The organism is Nitrospirota bacterium (assembly GCA_015233895.1).
GTDB lineage: Bacteria > Nitrospirota > Thermodesulfovibrionia > Thermodesulfovibrionales > Magnetobacteriaceae > Magnetomonas.
Map to the genome: position 1 here is coordinate 406,756 of JADFXG010000001.1, position 19,811 is coordinate 426,566.

The following is a 19,811-nucleotide window of genomic DNA, read 5'->3' on the forward strand; positions in this document are numbered from 1 at the left end:
TGAAAATATTATTTTTGGTTTAATATAAAGGGATACATTCAGCGTGGAAAAGGCCGAACAAACAGCAATAATCGAAGCTCTGTTATTTATAGCCGGAGACCCTCTGTCTATTGATGATATAAAAAGACATACCAATTTAACGGATGCTGAGATATTATCCTCCTTGACAACCCTTATAAATGCCTATAAGGACAGAAATGGCGGGATACTGGTAGCAGAGATAGCCGGCGGCTATCAAATGACAACAAATCCTGCTTATGCGCAGTGGGCAAAGGTGCTAAAAAAAAATAAATCTATGGGGAAACTCTCCATTGCTGCCCTTGAAACGCTTTCCATTGTGGCATACAAACAGCCCATTACAAGAGTTGAGATTGAGGAAATACGAGGGGTGGGTTCCGACTGGACTCTTAAGATTTTACTTGAAAGAAATTTAGTAAAAATCACAGGCCGCAAAGATGCACCCGGAAAGCCCCTTCTTTTTGGTACCACAAGGGAGTTCCTTCAGTACTTTGGCCTTAAAAACATAGCAGATTTGCCAACACTTAAGGAATTCACTAAAGATGTGTAATGCAATTGTGTATGTAACTGGCTAAATCTCAACATTTACTCAAGGCCATCAACGATTTAAACCTTAACCCCTAAATCCGTTATAGAGGTGTGAAAAAAAGTTAAAAGCCCTCGTGCTTCAATGTATTCAGAAGATATAAAATATCTACTTGCAAGGTTAACAAAAAAATCAGCGGGGCTAATATTATGATACACGAAAGATTATTTCAGTTCAAATTTGGGAGGACCCATGAAAATTTAACAGTGCATGGAGAGTTGGCGCTGATGGCAGAATTCAACAACGGTTTAAGGCTAAGAGAGTTAGTAAATAAATATTTACCAATTATCGGAGAACTACATTTCCTATATCGGATTTCGGGAGAATGTTTACATAGGTATGGCGGTTAGTTTAGTATATACACGCAGGCTATGAAATTGTTTTTGGGAGGTTACTCTTTTGGACGAAAAATATAATGCTTTAAAAATAGAGTCAAAATGGCAAAGATTTTGGCAGGAGACAGGGCTCAATAAGACTGTATCCAAAAGCAGCAAGCCAAAATTTTACTGCCTTGAGATGTTTCCCTATCCATCCGGTAAAATCCACATGGGTCACATCAGAAATTACGTAATCGGCGATGTCATCACACGCTATAAGCGAATGCGCGGGTATAATGTGCTTCATCCGATGGGATGGGATGCTTTTGGTCTGCCTGCCGAAAACGCTGCCATAAACAGCGGCACACATCCATCTAAGTGGACATTTGAAAACATTGAGTACATGAAAGCTCAGATTAATAAAATCGGATGCAGCTACGACTGGGACAGAGAGGTCACCACCTGCAGCCCGGAGTATTATAAGTGGAACCAGTGGTTCTTTATCCAGATGCTTAAACGCGGACTTGCCTATAAGAAAAACTCCTTTGTCAACTGGTGCAGTCACTGTGCCACGGTGCTTGCAAACGAACAGGTGATTGACACCCGGTGCTGGAGATGCGATACGGTGGTAGAGCAAAAGGAACTTGAGCAGTGGTTTTTTAAAATCACGGCTTATGCCGAGGAGTTACTGGCTGCCTGTGATACGCTAAACGGCTGGCCTCAGCATGTGGTAGCCATGCAGAGGAACTGGATAGGGAAAAGCCGTGGCGTTGAGATGGATTTCCCGATAGACGGATCTGATTTAAAGATAAAAATATTCACCACACGCCCGGATACCCTCTTTGGCGCAACATTTGTCTGCGTTGCTCCGATTCATCCCATAGCCGACATCATAATGGACGATAAGAATGCCCTTAATGATGTGAAATCATTTTATGGTAATGAAGAGGAAAAGCGAGGGGTTTTTACCGGTAAGTACGCAATTAATCCGATAAATAACGAAAAAATTCCAATTTATGCCGCTAATTTTGTTCTAATGGATTATGGCACAGGCGCCATAATGTCGGTACCGGCACATGACCAGAGGGATTACGATTTTGCAAAGAAATACGGGTTACCAGTAAGAGAGGTTATTGTGCGTGAGAAAAATGCCGCCCCATCAACTGAGCTTACCGAGGCATACGAGGATGAGGGGTATCTTATAAACTCAGGGCAATTCAGTGGGCTTCATAATAAAACTGCAATTGAGCAAATTGGCCAGCATATAGAGAGTACCTCTATGGGCAGAGTCGTAACCAACTACAAGCTAAGAGACTGGGGCATATCCCGGCAGCGGTACTGGGGAACTCCTATACCGGTTGTTTACTGTAAAAACTGCGGTGTGGTGCCGGTAAAGGATGAGGATCTTCCGGTAATACTGCCTGATAACGTCACACTTAAAGGAATGGGAGGCTCACCGCTTTCCGGGGTTTCCGGTTTTATAAATGCAACGTGTCCCACTTGCGGATCAGCTGCACGGCGTGAGACCGACACTATGGATACGTTTGTGGATTCCTCGTGGTACTTTGTACGGTACTGTTCGGAAAAAGATGCTGCACCCCTGGATAAGAACAATATAGACTTGTTTATGCCGGTAGATCAGTACATTGGAGGTGTTGAGCATGCCGTGCTTCATCTGCTGTATTCAAGATTTTTTAGCCGTGTTCTGAGAGACATAGGCATTGTGAGTTTTGATGAACCTTTTAAAAATCTCCTTACTCAGGGAATGGTCTGTAAGGAAACCCTGAAGTGTAACGAGCATGGCTGGCTTTTTCCCGATGAAACCCAAAACGGAAACTGCATTCATTGCAAAAACGCTGTGATACGTGGCCGAACTGAGAAAATGTCCAAGTCAAAGAAAAATCTGGTGACTCCGGATGAGATAACCGGCAGGTACGGCGCCGATACGGCACGGGTGTTTTCACTGTTTGCAGCACCTCCGGAAAAAGACATTGAGTGGTCGGCTCAGGGAGTTGAGGGCGCCTACAGATTTCTTAACAGGCTTTGGAATCTGTTATATAGTTATGCTGATAAAATAAAAACTATTAACATAAACCCAGAAAAATTAAGCGGTAAATTAGTAAGAAAAACCCATCAGACAATAAAAAAAGTGACAGGCTCAATTGAGCGTGATTACCACTTTAACACGGCTATTGCGTCCCTGATGGAGCTTCTTAACGAAATATCGGCATTTAAACCCGCGGATATGGCAGATTACGCCTCCCTTAAGTTTGCCTTTAAATCCCTGACGCTGCTGCTTAGTCCGTTTGCGCCGCATCTGTGTGAGGAGTTGTGGGCACTAATAGGTGATGGGAGGTCAATATTTTTAGCGCAATGGCCGGCCTATGATGAAATTGCAGCTAAAGAAGAGGAAATTGAGCTGGTGGTTCAGATTAACGGCAAGGTCAGGGCAAAGATGATGATACCTGCCGATTCCGATGATAATGCAGTAAAAGAGGCCGCCCTTAGCCATGAAAAAATACAAGACTCCGTTACGGGTAAAAAAATAAAGCAACTGCATGTCATCAGGGGCAGACTTGTAAACATTGTATTAGAGAATGTTTAAATCACATATAAAAATAACACTTGCACTATTGGTTTGCTTAAGCCTGTTAGCTGGGTGCGGTTACAGGGTAATAGGCAAAGACTCGTTACCGTTTACCACGGTAAAAATTGGGAGAATTAAAAACACCACACCAGAGCCTAAACTTGAAGATATGTTTTATACGGCTTTGGCTGAAGAGTTTTTAAAAAGAGGCATCACTGTAACTGACTCAGCAGAGAACACGATAGAGGGGGAAATTAACTCGTTTCAGTTAACGATTGCTGCTGAAAAGGTGGGCTTTGCCACTGATTACAACATAACCATGAGCGGGGATTTTGTCTTAAAGAGCATTGACGGGAAAAAGAGAGAGCTTAAAGGAGTGAAATCACCGTTTTATGAGTCTGTCAGCGCACCTGATACAGTAAATGATATAGTAGCGTCAAAAGAAGTGGCTGCGGCAGGGGCAATAAAACGGCTTGCCGCCTCGTTGGTTTTTGAGCTTATGATGTCAAAGTGAGGACTAACACTTAGCAATGAGCTTAAAAACACTTCAGGAGGAAAAACAGAAAGGATTCCCGGAGCCTGTGTATGTGGTTCGGTATGAGGATCCTTTTTTTGAAAAACAAGCTATTTCTGTTATCAGGGACGATGTGTTTTCCATGGACGTTTATGACACCCTTGACACAGAGCATCCACTTTTAATACAAACTATAGCAGATAGCCTGTGTGTGATGCCGATGTTTTCATCCAAAACTATGGCAGCAATCAGAAATGTACAGAAACTTAAAGTAAAAGAACTGGAGAACCTCAACAGATATGTGTCAAAGCCATCAGAGGGCTCAGCGCTGTTCCTTTTTTATGCACTGCCGCGTGGTGGCAGTAAAAAAGAGGAGACAATGAAGCTTGCCTGTAAGTTTAAGCTGATTGATCTGACCCTCGGCGGGAGATATGCCCTAAACGACTGGTTAATGGGCGAGTGTGACCGGAGAGGAATCGTGCTGGAGACGGAAGCAGCGAAGTTTCTAAAGGAAATCTATGGCGATGACCTTGAGCTATTTAGTAACGAGCTTGAAAAACTAAGTCTTCTGGGCAGCAAAAAGATCACACTTTCCGATACGTATGAAACTTGTTTTGGCAGCAAAGACTTCAACATTTTTGGTTTTGTCGGGATGATTACAAAAGGTGACACGGCAGGGGCGTTGTCTATGATTGAGGGAATGGCAGATGCCTTTGATGACAAATTCCACGGAGCCGTAAATTATGGTTTATCAAAGGGAAATACTCCTCCGGAGGCTTTTAAAACACACCTTATGCTGCATATCGCCATGCGTCTTAATCCCGATTATCCGCATGAATTGTTTGTCACAGAGTTAAGCAAAGCCTGCAAAAGAAAGTGAAACCTGTCCACAACTATGGGCTCGAAGTAGCCTATAATCACGTTCATACTGGAGAAGTTCTTGATTAATTTCCTCCACCCTTTTGGGGGATGCTTCGCCTTTTAGAACACTTTCGAGTTTTTCATAAAGAAAAATGGATAGGAGCTCATCCAATAAATCAGAAAAACGGACTGGGAAACCTTGTGGGCGCATCGCTGTGGTTACAGATACACCTTCACGATCGTTTATCTGGATATACTCGATACCTCTCATTACATTATTCTTATCAACTCCTATAAAGCCAAATGAAACAGGGTATTTTATTTTATTCGCTTTGTGTAAGCGCTGGAGGTTTATTCTAACGTCACGAGACAGAAAATAAGGAAATTCCTTTTCAGGAAAGGTTGCGTTTGCTAAAATTAAGAATGGATCGAAAAGTTCATCGTATGGAATATACCCTTTTTCCTGGGCATCGTAAAAGGCTATCTGGATGAGATAAACATCAATAATCCAGGAAAGGATAGTCATATCACTATATTTTTTGGAAACATAATTTAGACCTATCCGTAAAATGGGGCAATCAAACCGTTTGCAGAGCTCATTTTTATAGCAATCTTTTTGTACTTGTTGGCTGATGCTATGAGATGGGCCATCAAATTCAACAACGAAAACCGGCTTGAAATCACTATTTACAACGACAAAATCAAAGTGTGCACGAAGAGCGTAACTGTATTGTTTGTCCGAAATGCCGCTATTTTCGATAGGCAAAACATCGACCACTCGGACTTTAGTGTAAACCTTTAACCCGTGCCGATCAGAAACCCTTTCGAGTTCGCTGAGAGTCTTTTCCTCAGAGTAATTAACAAGTCTTTTTAACGTCACATTTTTCCCTACTGGCTGATAAGTTCCTCATCCCGCCAGTTAAATGATGCTGGATGGTGGAAAACTTATGGCTATGTTTGGCTTGAAAATCATAGGCGTAGCCTCCCTTTGTATCCTCATACTAATAATATATAATACTTATGGATAATACTGCACATTCTGGGTAAAGTTTTTACAGGGCTTTTCTCAAGACACTAAAGCAAGGGCGTGGTCAACGGCGGGGTTTATACCGAAAGCATGGTATTTTAGCGGCTCATTGTTTGCGCGGGAGGCCAGCAAAACAGGGCGGTATTTTAAGCTATTATCGAAAGCCATGAAGACATCGGCTTGCGGAGCAAACCAGCGTAATTGTTCATGGGACTTGTGATGCCGCTGTATTGCTTTTTCAGTATTGACATTATGCCCACCCATTGCCACGCGTTCACTAACGCGTTGTGGCGATAGTTCAGGCGGATAAAGTGAAATGTAAATCAGGCCAATCTTAAAACCATTTTCTTTCGCAGCCAGAACATCATCCCGGTACTTTGGGGATGTTAGTACTGTCTCAACAACAAAACTGACACGGGATTTGATGCAGTCCTCCACTTCCTTATCAATTTCAATTGCAGCCTTCAAGTTGAGTTCATCTTGTAACGCCTCAGGAAATTTCTTACGCAACTCAATCGTACGTTCATCTGCATTCAATTTTACAAGATTCTTGTACCCGAGGTTTACAAGATATTCTCCGGCAAAACTGGATTTTCCAGCCCCGTTTGGTCCGGCTATAATCCACATCCATTTTAACACGATATAGATTATCGCTGCGAGCGGGTTGTTTTATTACAAGGCGGCGTATAGACTTCAAGTTTGCCGCCCACAGAGTAGTGAGTAGGAATACCGAGAGCGTCATGTTTGGCAGCAGCCTTCTTTGCTGCTTCTGTAAACGATTTTTGCGCAAGCTCAATCAAAGCATCAGCATTATCGAAAACGCTGTCGTCATCACGGGAGGGTGTGCGTTTCTCCGCGAATTTTACAAAGCGTTTAACTTTGTTTGTTGATTTTGCAATCGTCATATAAATACTATAGCATGTTTTGTAGTTTTCTGCAATTGAATGCTGCTTGTGGTATCGCTATTTATACCAATTTGAGACCGTTGCAAAAATCATTTTTCAGCCAAAACTTTACAAAAAACACAATTGTAAATATACCAAAATTCAAAAAGATATTCATATTGATTATTTAAAAGGATGAGATTGCCACGCCCCCTGCGGGGGCTCGCAATGACGATAAATAATAGTTTTTACTGTGTTTTTTATTCGTCATTGCGAGGAGCGATAGCGACGTGGCAATCTCAGCCTTTAAAAATAATTAACGTAATTATGCATATCGCTATAAGAGTTTTTTTATTGTGAAAATTCAAAATATCGAATTATGCAACGGTCTCAAGTTGCCGTCAAAAAAGTAGATTAACAAAAAAAGTCCATCATTTAATCAATTGATTAAGCTCAAACACCGGCAATAGAACTGCAAACACGATAAAGCCAACAATGAAGCCCATAAGCAGCACAATTATAGGCTCAAGGGCAGAAAGCGCACGCTTTGTGCCTGCCTTGAACTCCTTTTCATACGTAAGGGACGTCTTTAGGAGCATCTCTGAAAGCGCCCCAGTGCGCTCACCGGTTGATATGATTTCTTTCACAATTGGTGGAAAATCCGATAGTGCCAAAGATAGTGAAAGTCCCTCGGAAACTGCCCTCTCAGCTTCAAGAATCTGCTTTTCGTAAAAGGCATTCCCTACGGTTTTTGACGAGAGCCTCAACGTCTTTAACATCGGAACCCCGTTTTTAAGCAGTGATCCGGTTGTTTTTAAAAACCTCGATACGTAAAGTGAATTCAAAACCGGTATTTTTGTAAGTATTTCTCCCACCCTTAAAGCATGGCTTTTAATGTAACGCTTTATGAAATACGTTAAACATATAATACCCACAATTAATGCCCAGAGGTAATTCTTTAAGAAATTGCTCATAGTTATTAAAATTACAGTGGCAAGAGGAAGCGCCTTATCTGAGTCCTCAAATATCTTAACCAGTTTTGGCACCACAAAGACAAATACAAAGGTTAACACCAAAGTGCCCACCGTTAGCATTATGGCAGGGTATATAGCGGCTGATTTAACGGCGGAGTCCATTTCGTCACGGCTTTCAAGAAAATCGGCCAATTCATTAAGCACACTGTCCAGGCAGCCGCCGGTTTCGCCCGCGTTTATCATGCTTATATAGAAATCAGGGAAAAATTTGGGGTAATCCTCCATAGCGCGCGAAAGACTGGCACCTGCCCGCAGACGTTCCTTAATTGACACAAGCATTGACCGGAGCTTTCCCCCCCGTCTTTCTGAAAGAGTATCCACAGCATCTACAATTGCTACCCCCGATGAGACTAACACTGCCAAATGTGCGGTTAATGTCTTTAAAGCTCCGGCATCACTCGTAACAGAAAACGTGAATCCTGTCTTGTTTTCATGTATAATCATCTCCGGATAAATGTCTTTTAACTTAAGAAGTTTTAGAGCTTCACTTACACTATCTGCCTCAAGTGTGCCGGAGTGCCGCCTGCCCTCTGAGTTATACCCCCTGTACTTAAATACCGGCATCGTCTTTTTGAGTCACTCTGAGCACCTCTTGTAAAGAGGTCTGTCCGGTTGCCGCCTTAATAAGGCCATCCTGTCGCAGTGTTTTCATTCCATGTTCTATCGCATAATTCTTAATTGCCGTGGAATCGGTGTTTGAATTTATAAGCGGTAGCACGCCCGGCTCTATAGCAAAAAGCTCAAATATCCCAATTCTTCCAAAGTAACCGGTATTATTACAGCGCGGGCATCCTTTTCCTCTGAAAAGCGTCTCTACCGGAAAACTAAAATAACTTCTCTCAAGCTCAGTGGGTTCATATTGCTCTTTACACTCAGAGCAGACAACTCTGATAAGCCTCTCGGCAACAACCCCACACAGCGACGACGCTATCAGAAACGGCTCCACCCCCATGTCAATAAGTCTGGTAACTGAGGAGACGGCATCGTTTGTGTGCAGGGTGCTAAGCACAAGATGTCCGGTCAGGGAGGCCTGAACCGCAATCTCTGCCGTATCGAAGTCACGAATCTCACCCACCATTATAACGTCCGGATCGTGTCTCAGCACAGAGCGAAGGCCACTTGCAAAGGTTAACCCGATACGCGTATTTACTCCTATCTGAGCTATCCCCCTTATCTGATACTCTACGGGGTCTTCAATCGTTATGATGTTTTTCTCTTCGGAGTAGATATGATTTAATGCGGCATAGAGGGTTGTGGTTTTTCCGCTTCCGGTGGGACCTGTAACAAGAAAAATCCCGTGAGGGCGACTTAGGAGAGTTTCCAGCTTGCCCTTTGTAACGTCATCAAATCCCAGAGCGCTAAGCCCCATAAGGCCCTGCTTTCTGTCCAGAATTCTCAGCACCGCACGCTCTCCAAACACCGATGGAATTATGGACACCCGAACGTCTATATCTTTTCCGCTGATAAGAAGCCGGATTCTGCCGTCTTGAGGAAGTCTCCTTTGGGCAATGTCCATGTTGGCCATTATTTTGACTCTGCTAATGAGAGCATCCTGGATTATTTTTGGAGGCGTCAGGATTTTTCTTAAAATCCCGTCAATACGCATCCGTACCTGCAGATCGTTTTCGTACGGCTCGATGTGAATATCCGAGGCGTTTTCCTTAACCGCCTGCTGAAGGAGAGCATTTAGGAGTCTGATTATAGGGGCATCCCCGGTTAGTTCCATGATGTCTTTAGGAGATTCAAACTCGGTAGCCACAGTGTCAAAATCTCCCTCACTCATGTTATCCATTACCTCGGCAGCACTCCCTGCCATGGCGTATATGCGGTTTATCAGAGCAAGCAGTTTTTCCCGGTCTATCAGGATTGGCTTAGGTTTAAGGGCTAAGGACGCTGCTATCTCACTAAGCGCAAATGCTCCCTGCATATCGCTGACATAGCCCTCAAGCACAGAGGCATCTCTCCTCACAGGCAAAACCATGTTGGTTTTGGCAAACGTAAGGGGTATGTGTTTTATGAGGCTTAAATCAAAGGCGGTTTCCTCTGTCGTATCCGGTGTTATCATTTTTTTTATGCTCATATTGTAACGGTTGATGGTAAAGGAAAGTCAAGAGTGCTGGGGAGGTTTCATTTAATCTATGGCTTTGTGGTATTATGTTTGTGATGTTACATCAGAAAACCACCGGCATCATAGAATGGTGGTAGCTTAATACACAAGGAGGGGTATATATGAAGAAAGCGGCATTAGCGGTGATGTTAGTTGTAGTAATGCTTGGTTTGGTTGCGGTTGCCTATGCTGAAGAGGATTGGCACGGAGGAATACACAAAAGGGTTAAGCATGCAAAGGAAAGGATTGAAAACGGGATTAAAGACAGATCTCTCTCAGAGCAAGAAGCAAAAAGGCTCCATAAAGAATTTGACAGGGTTATTGATGAAATTGATCGCATGAAAGCAGATGGAAAACTTACTCCTCATGAAAAAGAGCGAATAAATCATGACCTTGATAAATTGGACAATGACATTAGCAGGCTAAAGCATAATGATGAGCATCGCGACAGGCACTAGCGTTGAGTAGCAGTAGTGTGCTGTGGTAGTTGACTCAGAGCCCTGTGTATTATTGGTTAGAATTAATATTTAGGATTCGATAAGAGTGATACCAGAGTTGCAGGCGGTAGGATGCAGCTTGGTATCACTCATTTTTATCGTTATTTTTTTCCTCTTTAACTCGTTCCATAAAATACTCTTTTTCAACATACTTAACCTCAGACATCAGCTCTAAATCCGATTTAGCTACTGAGACTGTTTTCCCCTTAGGCAATTCTATTAAAAACAGATTTGGAGTTGAGAATTCGCTTATAAGACGTGCTTTATAATCATCAATTATTTTAAGAGATTGTTCTTTGTTGACAGAGTCTTTGAACCTGACAATAACCCTCTCAGTGGTCTTTGTTTTCCCGGATGTGTAATCGTCAACCACACTTGCACCTTTTGTGTTTGTAATAGTGGCAGCGTTATCATGTGTATCCACAATGTGGGGAGTAAGAAAGACCATGAGATTTATCTTTGCTTTTGTAGTTTCTTTTTGTTTAAATAACAGGCCAAGAACAGGAATATCACCTAAAACAGGCACCTTGTGTACACTGTTTTCTTCACGCTCCTGCAAGAGGCCGCCTATCACAATTGTCTCGTTGTCTTTGGCAAAAATTGTAGTCTTTGTGGAACGCTTTGAAGTGGTCGGACCCAGGCTTATTGTTATATCTGCATTAGTTTCGGCTAACACTGCTGATATTTCCTGATAGACTTCAAGCTTGATTACATCTCCCTCAGTAATGTGTGGCGTTATCTTAAGAGAAATACCAACGTCTTTTCTCTCTATGCTGTTAAATACCGAGGCAGTTCTGGTTGGATCAGATTCTCTTTTAGCAACAAACGGTACATTTTCGCCAACCATAATCTCAGCCTCTTTGTTGTCAGAGGTCAGAATCTGGGGGGTGGAAAGGACATTGATAACGTCCTTGAAATCGCTTATGTTAAACAAAGCGGCAAACCCCGGCACCGACAACGTGGAGGATGTCACAGAACCGTCTGCGTTTGTTACTGAGTAAGGGACATCAACAAACTTACCAAGACCGCCTATACTAAAGCCGCTTAACCCTGTTATGACGTTTTGCAACGCAGAGGTAGTGATAGAGCCCACACCGCCTATGAGCATGGTGCTGCCCTGAGCGCCAAGTCCGCGCCAATTCATGCCAAGATCGGCTAATTTACTCGTTGATACCTCTATAATCAGTGCCTCTACGTAAACCTGCTTGCGTCTCCTGTCAAGCTTTCTTATGACCTCAACTATGTTTTTGTAGTCCGAGGAGGAGGCCATGATGACCAATGAGTTGGTGGCAACATCCGGTGTTACGGAAATATCCGCAGAAGAGTTAAAGGCAGCGGTTTGTGGCCTTTGTACGGCTTTATCCTGAGGCTGCTGCTGAGCTTTTTTTATGAGATTATCCAACACTTTTGAAAGCTCCTCGGCATTGGCATGTTCAAGAAAATACACATTTATACCGCCGTTAGCCTCAGGAGACGGTACATCCAGGAGCCCGATAAGCTTCTTAATCGGTGTTCTGTCACTCTTAGCGCCAAACACTACTATTGCATTGAGTCTATGGTCAGCCACAACATATGCCTCTTCAAATTCTCCCTTTTTTGCAACCGCAGGACGTGTTTGTCCGCGCTTTAACCCATCATTGATGGTCTTGGCAAGGTTTTCTGCATTGGCGTTTTTAAGATATATTATATCTGGCACATCCTCTTGAGACGGTCTGTCTATGGTTTTGATTATTTTAAGAATTTTTTCAAGATTTGAGCCGGAATCCATAACAAGGATCATATTCCTGGGTGAAAACTCCGAGACAAAACCATCTTTTGTCATAATCGGTTTAAGCAGTTTAACAGCATCATCAGACGATATATGCTCTAACTGAATAAGCCGTGCAATGTAGTTTTCATTTAAAATTTTATCAGAAGTAAGATCAACTCCTTTTTGTTTAGCCTCAGCGGTTGTGATGATTTTATAGGTGTTTGAACCAGCAGAAATTACTGTAAAACCTTTTAGTTCCAGCACAGAAGTAAACAGTTTAAACGCCTCTGACTTATAAATGGGAGCCGGGGCAATTATTGTGATTTTGCCCTTAAACTGGTCGTCAAAAATAATATTTTTACCGGTTAAATCGCTTACAAACTTTGCTATAGCAGGTAAATCGGCCCCGACAAAGTTGAAAGTTATCCTTTCCTCCTCAGCCCATGCCTGTAGAGTAAAAGTCAGTATAAAAACAACGGGTACTAATTTTATAAACAGTCTTTTTGTCATAGTATCAAAACCTCATCATCACATAATGTTGTAGTTAAGGGTCATTTTATTTCCACCACGAATAATATCAAGGTGGATTTCACTTACGCCTCTAAGCGCCGTGAAAGCCTGAAGAGCAGCCTCCGGATCTGTAATATCGTAACTGTTAATCTTTAACAGGACATCATCATTTTTTATGCCGAGGGTGTCGTAAATCCCGCCCGGTTTAACTTCTTTCAGAATGAACCCTGCCTGTTTGCCGTTCACCAGATTTGGCTGCAGCCGTGCCTCAGTCATAAGTTGTTTCGGGTTTTCGAGTGCTTGTTGAACCTTTTTGTCATCCAGTACGTAGTTGGATGAGTCTATTTTTTTTCCTAAGGCATTTGTGCCGATTTGGGTTTCTTTAGTTTTAGGTGACGGCATTTCAGAGAGGGAAATTGAGGTGCCGTCTGAAAAAACAACCCCCTTTGCTAAGACCTCTTTAAGGACAGGGCCGTCAAAAACACGCTGGCCGGTTCTGAAAATCTCCTGCTTACCGCCTCCGTCTTCAAATATGGCATACCCTGTTCCTTTGTCACCGGATATAACTCCCATAAGTTTATATTTAGAAATATTAGCTGTGGTTTTTGTTCCCTTAACCGGTACAATCGGTGTGAATTTTAAATCTCTGAGGCCAAATGCGTTTTTTTCAACAATCGGAGCAAACCCTGCTAATTCCTTTGGTGCGGTTTTTTCTGCTGAGTTAATGTTGATAGGAGGCGGCTCATGGTTTTTAGAGGCAAAGGTAACAGCGTCTCTTACAATTATGAGTGCAGAGACAATAAGCACTATACCGCCTAAAACGGCAGTAAGGCCAGAGACATTCCCTCTTGATAAAATGGACAGATATTTCTTTAGCATATCAAAATTATACAAAAACCGTGATTGACATTTTAACATAGAAAGGATTAAATTATAAAGTCTATGTCGGGGCGTAGCGCAGTCTGGTTAGCGCACCTGCCTTGGGAGCAGGGGGCCGGAGGTTCGAATCCTCTCGCCCCGACTTTTTTTCTTAAGGTTAATATACTGGCGCGCTACGTAAAATAAATATATACCGCAAATTTGCTCGTTGAAAAACAGAGTACCTATAAGCCCTATTGGTTTCAGGTTAATTCCAGATAAAATAACCGTAACTTACAATAAAGTTAGCAACACACGTGATGTTTGGTTTAATGAACCAAAAACATTAACGATGAAATTGGAGGATGTGTTATAATTAAAGGAAGGTTCAAGTGTGCATATCATCGTTTATAGGAAGTTGAATTATAAAACAAATACCCCTGACAAAATAACAATTAGAATATAATATCAAAAAATAAGGTGATGAGTAATGAGTGCTATTGAAATATTAAAAAAACATGAACAAACAATAAATCAAAAATATGGTGTCAGGAAAATCGGCATCTTTGGCTCCTTTTCCCGTGGGGAGGAAAGAGAGTTTAGTGATATAGATATTCTTGTTGATTTTAACGAAGGGGCAAAAAACTTTGACAACTTTATGGAACTCAAATTTTTCCTTGAAGACCTTTTCGGCAGAAAGGTGGATTTAGTAACGGTTTATGCGCTACGGCCACAATTTAAAGAAAGTATCTTAAGTGAAATAACTTATGCATAGAAATTATTGGCTATACCTTGAAGATATACTTATGGCAAGCAAAAAAATTATAAAATATGCCGGAGATATTTCTTATGAAAATCTTTTACAGGATGAAATGCGTATAGACGCCATAATTAGAAATTTTGAGATAATAGGAGAGGCAGCAAGCAAAGTTCCATCAGACATAATTGAGAAATACCCATTCATTTCATGGCGTAAAATAACTGACTTCAGAAATATACTTGCCCACGAGTATTTTGGAATAGATTATGATATTATGTGGGAGATTATCAAAGATAAACTTCCTGCGCTTCAAAACGATATTATGAGTATTTTAGATAATGAACATAAGTAAACATATTCGCAGGAAATATAACAAGGGTTGTGAATTCAAAGAGCAACATGAGAAAGAAATAAACGTAAATTCTGGTGCCGCAAAAATGCTGCAAAAGTTTCTATTTTGCAAATTGAGTAGCTTAAATATGTGTCCACTGAATCGGGGGAAGATCATTTTTTTTGTTGCTCATAGCTTTTTTTGGCATTGAACACCGTGCTCAGGTCCTCTACCTTTTCATCCCTGCTGCCAAGTGGTACCAGATTAAAGCGGTGTGCGATGGTGGCCATGATCGAGGTCGTATCGTGCTCTTGATGATCTATAGCAAACTTATTGCGCAAGTTTGGTGCGATGATAAGCACAGGAATACGCGTACCTGGTCCCCATTGGTCATAAGGACCCTTGGAATTGGCTGCATCCGGAGGGGTGACGTGATCAGCCTGACCGCCGAACTCATCATAGGCGACAATAACCATCGTGTCCCTGGCGCAAACGCTATTTTCAACAGCCTTTATAAGGTCTATCAAGTGTGCGTTGCTGTTCCATTCGCTGCTGTACCCTGGGTGTTCGTTTTCATTGCCGAGGGGTTTAACGAAACTTACAGGTTTTAGGTTGCAGTGTTTATGTTTAGAGGATTTCGCCAGCTGGATGAATTCGACCTCGTCACGCAAGTGTTTTTTTCGTGCCTCAGTACCTGGGGCATAGGCTGCGAAATAGTTAAACGGCTGATGATGGAACTGAAAGAGTCTGTCTGGACATTTCGGCCAGCTCGAACCCTTAATGGCGCTTTCGGGGCAAGACGGGCCGTTGCCGGCTGTGTAACCAGGCTGCGTGTTATCGCCCTCGGCGCTTGCCCAGCCACCGGAGTACCATGCCCAATCCACACCAGCGTCGTTAAGGCGATCCCCAATGGTAGGGTACGTAAGCGGGGGCAGACGCATGGAGTCTTTATCAGCCTTTGGATTGTAAGGCCAGGCACCTGGTTGAATAGTGTTGACGGCGTAATCTCCACACACAACTGTAGGTGGTGTTGAATTGCGGCCTTCACCCGGATAGCAGGAGGCTGTCAGAGGGTTGTCTTTTAACGCCTCTTTGGTTGGGGAAGCGTACAGAGGGGTGTTCTTTGGCATGCCGTTTAAGTCCACAACAGCATGCAAATCAGCTTTTGAGCCGTCATTAACTGCTTCTAACCACAGGGGAGTTTTCGCTGCAATAAGCCACTGGTGATTGAGGAATGAACCGCCAAAGGCCGCCTGAAAGAAATTGTCGGCGATGACGTAGTTGGGATGACCTTTTGCATGCAGATAGACGTATATGGGTAGGCGCTTAGTATTGTAATAGCCCATCGTCAGCCCTGCGGCATTGCTGCCAACGACATAACGGTCCATCTTGCCGCCATCTATCTGGTAAATCTCCTGATAAAAGCGATGGTCGAGATCCATAGTGCATCCGCCACTTTCGCCATTGCCTTTGGCAATGCCGTTTTCAGACTTGTCGTCAGGTTTTGGACATGTATTGTCCTTGGGTGAGATGAAATCATCTATGGGAAACAGGGCATTAGTGAAGTGGCTGTCAATATTGTGGCCGTAGCCATGATAAGAGCAGGTTACCGGCAGCGGCTCTGGTGATAATAAGTTGACGTCCACCTGGGGCAAGCAACCCAAAACTATACCATTTTGGCCGATCTGGGGTATATGGGCTTTGTTCAACCCATTGACGCCCTCCCATAGCCCATAAAGATTGTCAAAGCTGTGATTCTCCTGATAGAGAACCACTATATGATTGATTTTATGCAATGCATCCTTCTTATCACCAGCATCGGCTGTTACCACACAACATAGTCCCATCATAATGACCACTGCTATAACCGTCATGGCTCTACGTAACAAAACTGGCATATCAACCTCCTTTATCATCTGTTAAGACAAACCGCATTTAAATCTGTATAACACTACAGCATGCTAAATTAAGCATTTCCCCTATTTTAAATAAAATACTTCATCAAAAGAGAATAAGTCAACGTGGCCAGTGGTAACCTGCCTATTATTAAATCCATAACTTAGCCCAAAGCCACATGCCTTGGGAGCATTAGAATGTAGGTAATTACGATAAAAAGATAAAAATTTAAGAATTGCACGGTTTTACAAAAGAAGCCGGCTTTCTGAAGATATTACTAATTACAATTACTGCAACAATAGCAGAACTTATGTACTGTGATGTGGAAAAACCGAAATATATTCCACGAGGAGTATCTCCCCGTAAAAATTCAAGAAAAAACCTTACCACGCTATATGTAATAAGATAGACCTTTATAATAGTTCCGTTTTTAACCCCTCCCTTATTGTACATTATGTAAAGTACAGTAAAAATGCAAAGGTTACATATTGATTCAACAATCTGAACCGGAAATACCGGTAGCGAAACATGGCTGGTATAATTAATAAGACCCTCTCTTATCTGTTCCCTGTAGGCATGTGACCAAAGGGGATATTCAATGCACAATGGGCCGTTACAAACCACACCAAAACAACAACCTGCAAGAAAACATCCTATCCGGCCAAAGGAGTGGGCAAGAGGGATATAAACACAAACAATATCCAGAAACGGATACATCTTCATTTTCGATACCGTGATTAATATTAGAAGTACACCAAAAGTTCCTAAAAGACCGCCAAAAAAGACAAATCCTCCCCTTAACGTAATTAATCCGGTATCTGAATAGTTATTTACCACTGAAGGTATCTTTGACAATAGAAGGCCCATGATTAGGCTTACAATAAGAAATAAAAGATATTTCAAAGATAAAGCATGTAGCCTTAATTCTCTGTGGATAAAGTATAAAAAAACACAGGTGCCAATTGCTGCAAAAACCCAATAACCGTGTAAAAATATCTTAGCGAAAGTAACCCCGAAGTAACTGAAGAAATAGTAGAAAAACGCTCTTCCCACAGATTAGGTTAAACTCTTAAAACGCAGGCTAACAACCTCCAAGGTCGCAAGCATCGCAACCTCCGCAATCACAGCTGTCGATGCAGCCCCATTCACATCCTGAGACAAACGTGTCGCCGCAGCCGCCATCGCAGCCACCGGAATTACCATTTGGAGTATCTTTTCCGGGTAGTTCTTTCTTTGTTTTCATATGTCCCGATACTCTTGAGGCCCCAATGTGATAAGTATTTAATTGTTGATTTAAATTATCGCTCTGACCATTAAGATAATAAGAAAAAGCAAGAAATCCAATGGAAAAGCAAATATTTACAATACATACTAAAATTACTTTAGAATGTCTTACAAATGTTATCCTCAAGAAATCATTCATGATTTAATATACCATCCTCATAACCCTTGGTTTAAGTTAGATCACTCCCTTTGTTATTGCAACATATTGATTATTCCTGTGTCAACAAATTTTGTTCGATTCCCAATAGAACAAATATCTGATTGGGTTACACCTTCTAATCATAATCTGGTATAATACTATTGATTATGATAGAGAATAGTTTTTCAATTTTAGACGGCATAGGGCAAAAGGGTGAGAAGCGCCTTTGGAGCCGCGGAATACATACGTGGCAGGATTTTATAAATGAGCGAAGTATTCCATTTTTAAACGACACACACAAGGGTGCTCTTGACGGTAAGCTAGCGCGCTTCACACAAAGCCTGAGAGACGGCAATCAGGAGGAGTTTAATAAGTCACTCAAACGAAAAGAACACTGGAGACTGTTTGAACGATTTAAAGATGAGGCTTTATATCTTGATATAGAAACAAATGGTCTGCCCTCTAAAGGCGGAGGATACGTTACCATGGTTGGCCTCTATGATGGTTTTGAGTACAGCTGTCTGATTAGAGGAAATAACCTGAATCGCGAAAATCTCATAAATGCACTAAAACCCTACAAGATGTTAATAACCTTTTATGGCTCTGTTTTTGACATCCCATTTTTAATTAATAACTTTGCGTTAGAGCTGGATATGCTTCACTTTGACGTGTGTCTTGAGGGCAAACGGGTGGGGTTTAATGGGGGATTGAAAAAAATAGAAAGTATCTTAGGAATACTCAGAGACGACGATGTGGTGGGAATGGATGGGTTTGCCGCAGTGAGGCTCTGGCAGATGTATAAGCGCGGCGATAATGACTCTCTTTCCACTCTGATAAAATATAACAGAGAAGACACCGTTAATCTTCTTACAATCAGTAAGCTTGTCTATAATGAACTCAAGCGTTCAACCGGCATTTATGATTACATAACTGAGAGCGCTGCCGGTGGGTAAGCAGGCATCAGCTAAAAAACGAAATATCCTGAAAGAGTTTTTGCTCTACTTAACAGTAGAAAGAGGGGCTGCAGTAAACACGGTAAATTCCTATGAGCTTGATATCGTGCAGTTTCAGGCATATTTGTCCGGAAATACCGAAACCCTTGAGACATTTACAAGAGAGGATATAGTGGGCTTTATCGAGATGTCTAAGGACAGCCAGTACTCAATGACTTCAATCTGCAGGTTTATATCGTCAATCAGAACATTTTGTAAGTTTCTGGTTATTGAGAGAATCAGGGAGGATGATCCGGCTGAGACCATACGGCTTCCTAAGAAGTGGGACTCAATTCCAAAGGCGTTAAGTTTTGACGATGTGCTGTTGCTTCTTAGTGCAAAGGTTTCAGGCAGGATGGTTGTAAGGGACAGGGCAATGCTTGAACTCCTGTACTCATCCGGGCTTAGAGTTAGCGAGCTTATGGGGGTTGAGGTTGACAGGGTAAATTTTCAGGCCGGCTTTTTAACCATAACCGGAAAAGGCTCAAAGGATCGTATCGTGCCTATGAATGTACGGGCTTTGGAGAGCATCAAGGTATATATGGCAGGACTTCGGCAGGATTTACTAAAAGGTAAGACATCTCCGTATCTTTTTTTAAATTATAAGGGAGAGATTATGACGCGCCAGAGGTTTTGGCAAACTCTTAAAAACTACGGTAAAGCCGCAGGCGTGGAGCTTAGCCCTCACACGTTAAGACACTGCTTTGCTACACACTTGCTTGATGGCGGAGCTGATCTGCGCTCCGTTCAGAAAATGCTCGGCCACTCAGACATTTCCACAACTCAAATATACACAAAAATAACCACAGACAGAATTAAAACTGAATATAAAAAATACCACCCAAGGGCATAGCTCGGA

The 19,811-nt window shown here is 42.2% G+C and carries 19 protein-coding genes and 1 tRNA gene; 10 read left to right on the forward strand and 10 right to left on the reverse strand.

The window, feature by feature from the left end; translation table 11 throughout:
• The first annotated feature begins 43 nt into the window (after window positions 1-43).
• From scpB to HQK88_01795, 4 genes are all read left to right on the forward strand, one after another.
• Entirely contained in the window at window positions 44-568 is a 525-nt protein-coding gene (scpB, locus tag HQK88_01780; protein ID MBF0615527.1) for an SMC-Scp complex subunit ScpB, read from the forward strand.
• Between the two features lie 435 nt (window positions 569-1,003).
• Window positions 1,004-3,526, forward strand: a complete 2,523-nt coding sequence (locus tag HQK88_01785; protein MBF0615528.1) for a leucine--tRNA ligase — start codon at window positions 1,004-1,006, stop codon at window positions 3,524-3,526.
• Window positions 3,519-4,022 carry a hypothetical protein gene (locus tag HQK88_01790; protein ID MBF0615529.1) on the forward strand — a complete coding sequence of 168 codons (504 nt, stop codon included), beginning with the start codon at window positions 3,519-3,521 and terminating at the stop codon, window positions 4,020-4,022. The genes HQK88_01785 and HQK88_01790 overlap by 8 nt, the downstream gene beginning before the upstream one ends.
• 16 nt (window positions 4,023-4,038) lie before the next feature.
• Window positions 4,039-4,902: a hypothetical protein gene (locus HQK88_01795; GenBank protein MBF0615530.1), complete on the forward strand. Its 864-nt coding sequence runs from the start codon at window positions 4,039-4,041 to the stop codon at window positions 4,900-4,902.
• On the opposite strand, the gene HQK88_01800 is transcribed toward HQK88_01795, so the two are convergent.
• The 5 genes from HQK88_01800 to gspE form a co-directional block, all read right to left on the reverse strand.
• Entirely contained in the window at window positions 4,876-5,763 is an 888-nt protein-coding gene (locus tag HQK88_01800; GenBank protein ID MBF0615531.1) for a DUF2726 domain-containing protein, read from the reverse strand. The two genes, HQK88_01795 and HQK88_01800, sit on opposite strands and share 27 nt — an antisense overlap.
• A 186-nt stretch (window positions 5,764-5,949) precedes the next feature.
• Window positions 5,950-6,549: a zeta toxin family protein gene (locus HQK88_01805; GenBank protein ID MBF0615532.1), complete on the reverse strand. Its 600-nt coding sequence runs from the start codon at window positions 6,547-6,549 to the stop codon at window positions 5,950-5,952.
• Between the two features lie 8 nt (window positions 6,550-6,557).
• Window positions 6,558-6,815 carry a hypothetical protein gene (locus HQK88_01810; protein MBF0615533.1) on the reverse strand — a complete coding sequence of 86 codons (258 nt, stop codon included), beginning with the start codon at window positions 6,813-6,815 and terminating at the stop codon, window positions 6,558-6,560.
• A 410-nt stretch (window positions 6,816-7,225) separates the two neighbouring features.
• Entirely contained in the window at window positions 7,226-8,392 is a 1,167-nt protein-coding gene (locus HQK88_01815) for a type II secretion system F family protein (protein MBF0615534.1), read from the reverse strand.
• Window positions 8,379-9,893, reverse strand: a complete 1,515-nt coding sequence (gene gspE, locus HQK88_01820; protein MBF0615535.1) for a type II secretion system ATPase GspE — start codon at window positions 9,891-9,893, stop codon at window positions 8,379-8,381. Before gspE ends, HQK88_01815 begins: the two co-directional genes overlap by 14 nt.
• Window positions 9,894-10,057: 164 nt before the next feature.
• Here gspE and HQK88_01825 point away from each other — a divergent pair, with 164 nt between their 5' ends.
• Window positions 10,058-10,393, forward strand: a complete 336-nt coding sequence (locus HQK88_01825) for a hypothetical protein (protein ID MBF0615536.1) — start codon at window positions 10,058-10,060, stop codon at window positions 10,391-10,393.
• 124 nt (window positions 10,394-10,517) lie between these two features.
• Here HQK88_01825 and gspD read toward each other — a convergent pair whose 3' ends face one another.
• Window positions 10,518-12,692 (reverse strand): type II secretion system secretin GspD, encoded by a 2,175-nt coding sequence (gene gspD, locus HQK88_01830; GenBank protein ID MBF0615537.1) that lies wholly within the window; start codon window positions 12,690-12,692, stop codon window positions 10,518-10,520.
• Window positions 12,693-12,710: 18 nt separating this feature from the next.
• Window positions 12,711-13,571, reverse strand: coding sequence for a hypothetical protein (locus HQK88_01835; GenBank protein ID MBF0615538.1), 861 nt, complete (start codon window positions 13,569-13,571; stop codon window positions 12,711-12,713).
• A gap of 67 nt (window positions 13,572-13,638) precedes the next feature.
• Here HQK88_01835 and HQK88_01840 point away from each other — a divergent pair.
• The 3 genes from HQK88_01840 (at window position 13,639) to HQK88_01850 (ending at window position 14,662) form a co-directional block, all read left to right on the forward strand.
• Window positions 13,639-13,713 (forward strand) — tRNA-Pro (locus tag HQK88_01840).
• A gap of 327 nt (window positions 13,714-14,040) precedes the next feature.
• On the forward strand, window positions 14,041-14,325 hold the full coding sequence (locus HQK88_01845; protein ID MBF0615539.1) for a nucleotidyltransferase family protein: 285 nt from the start codon (window positions 14,041-14,043) through the stop codon (window positions 14,323-14,325).
• Complete coding sequence (locus tag HQK88_01850; protein MBF0615540.1) at window positions 14,318-14,662, forward strand: DUF86 domain-containing protein; 345 nt, start codon at window positions 14,318-14,320, stop codon at window positions 14,660-14,662. The genes HQK88_01845 and HQK88_01850 overlap by 8 nt, the downstream gene beginning before the upstream one ends.
• 152 nt (window positions 14,663-14,814) lie before the next feature.
• Here the strand turns inward: HQK88_01850 and HQK88_01855 are convergent, their stop codons facing one another.
• The 3 genes from HQK88_01855 to HQK88_01865 form a co-directional block, all read right to left on the reverse strand.
• Complete coding sequence (locus HQK88_01855) at window positions 14,815-16,539, reverse strand: phosphoesterase (GenBank protein MBF0615541.1); 1,725 nt, start codon at window positions 16,537-16,539, stop codon at window positions 14,815-14,817.
• Between the two features lie 226 nt (window positions 16,540-16,765).
• A complete protein-coding gene (locus HQK88_01860) occupies window positions 16,766-17,590 on the reverse strand; it encodes a prolipoprotein diacylglyceryl transferase (protein MBF0615542.1) in 825 nt (274 codons plus the stop codon).
• Window positions 17,591-17,618: 28 nt separating this feature from the next.
• Entirely contained in the window at window positions 17,619-17,780 is a 162-nt protein-coding gene (locus tag HQK88_01865; GenBank protein MBF0615543.1) for a hypothetical protein, read from the reverse strand.
• Window positions 17,781-18,127: 347 nt separating this feature from the next.
• Here HQK88_01865 and HQK88_01870 point away from each other — a divergent pair, with 347 nt between their 5' ends.
• Window positions 18,128-18,913, forward strand: a complete 786-nt coding sequence (locus tag HQK88_01870) for a ribonuclease H-like domain-containing protein (GenBank protein ID MBF0615544.1) — start codon at window positions 18,128-18,130, stop codon at window positions 18,911-18,913.
• Between the two features lie 25 nt (window positions 18,914-18,938).
• Window positions 18,939-19,805 (forward strand): site-specific tyrosine recombinase XerD, encoded by an 867-nt coding sequence (xerD, locus tag HQK88_01875; protein ID MBF0615545.1) that lies wholly within the window; start codon window positions 18,939-18,941, stop codon window positions 19,803-19,805.
• Window positions 19,806-19,811 lie beyond the last annotated feature (6 nt).

What these genes read in the sequence shown, in the direction of transcription:
- gspE (MBF0615535.1), bottom strand. Translation starts at nt 9,893, where the DNA reads ATGATAACACCGGATACGACAGAGGAAACCGCCTTTGATTTAAGCCTC.
- HQK88_01865 (MBF0615543.1), bottom strand. Translation starts at nt 17,780, where the DNA reads ATGAAAACAAAGAAAGAACTACCCGGAAAAGATACTCCAAATGGTAAT.
- HQK88_01835 (MBF0615538.1), bottom strand. Translation starts at nt 13,571, where the DNA reads ATGCTAAAGAAATATCTGTCCATTTTATCAAGAGGGAATGTCTCTGGC.
- HQK88_01795 (MBF0615530.1), top strand. Translation starts at nt 4,039, where the DNA reads ATGAGCTTAAAAACACTTCAGGAGGAAAAACAGAAAGGATTCCCGGAG.
- HQK88_01790 (MBF0615529.1), top strand. Translation starts at nt 3,519, where the DNA reads ATGTTTAAATCACATATAAAAATAACACTTGCACTATTGGTTTGCTTA.
- HQK88_01850 (MBF0615540.1), top strand. Translation starts at nt 14,318, where the DNA reads ATGCATAGAAATTATTGGCTATACCTTGAAGATATACTTATGGCAAGC.
- gspD (MBF0615537.1), bottom strand. Translation starts at nt 12,692, where the DNA reads ATGACAAAAAGACTGTTTATAAAATTAGTACCCGTTGTTTTTATACTG.
- HQK88_01825 (MBF0615536.1), top strand. Translation starts at nt 10,058, where the DNA reads ATGAAGAAAGCGGCATTAGCGGTGATGTTAGTTGTAGTAATGCTTGGT.
- HQK88_01815 (MBF0615534.1), bottom strand. Translation starts at nt 8,392, where the DNA reads ATGCCGGTATTTAAGTACAGGGGGTATAACTCAGAGGGCAGGCGGCAC.
- HQK88_01870 (MBF0615544.1), top strand. Translation starts at nt 18,128, where the DNA reads ATGATAGAGAATAGTTTTTCAATTTTAGACGGCATAGGGCAAAAGGGT.
- HQK88_01845 (MBF0615539.1), top strand. Translation starts at nt 14,041, where the DNA reads ATGAGTGCTATTGAAATATTAAAAAAACATGAACAAACAATAAATCAA.
- HQK88_01855 (MBF0615541.1), bottom strand. Translation starts at nt 16,539, where the DNA reads ATGCCAGTTTTGTTACGTAGAGCCATGACGGTTATAGCAGTGGTCATT.
- HQK88_01810 (MBF0615533.1), bottom strand. Translation starts at nt 6,815, where the DNA reads ATGACGATTGCAAAATCAACAAACAAAGTTAAACGCTTTGTAAAATTC.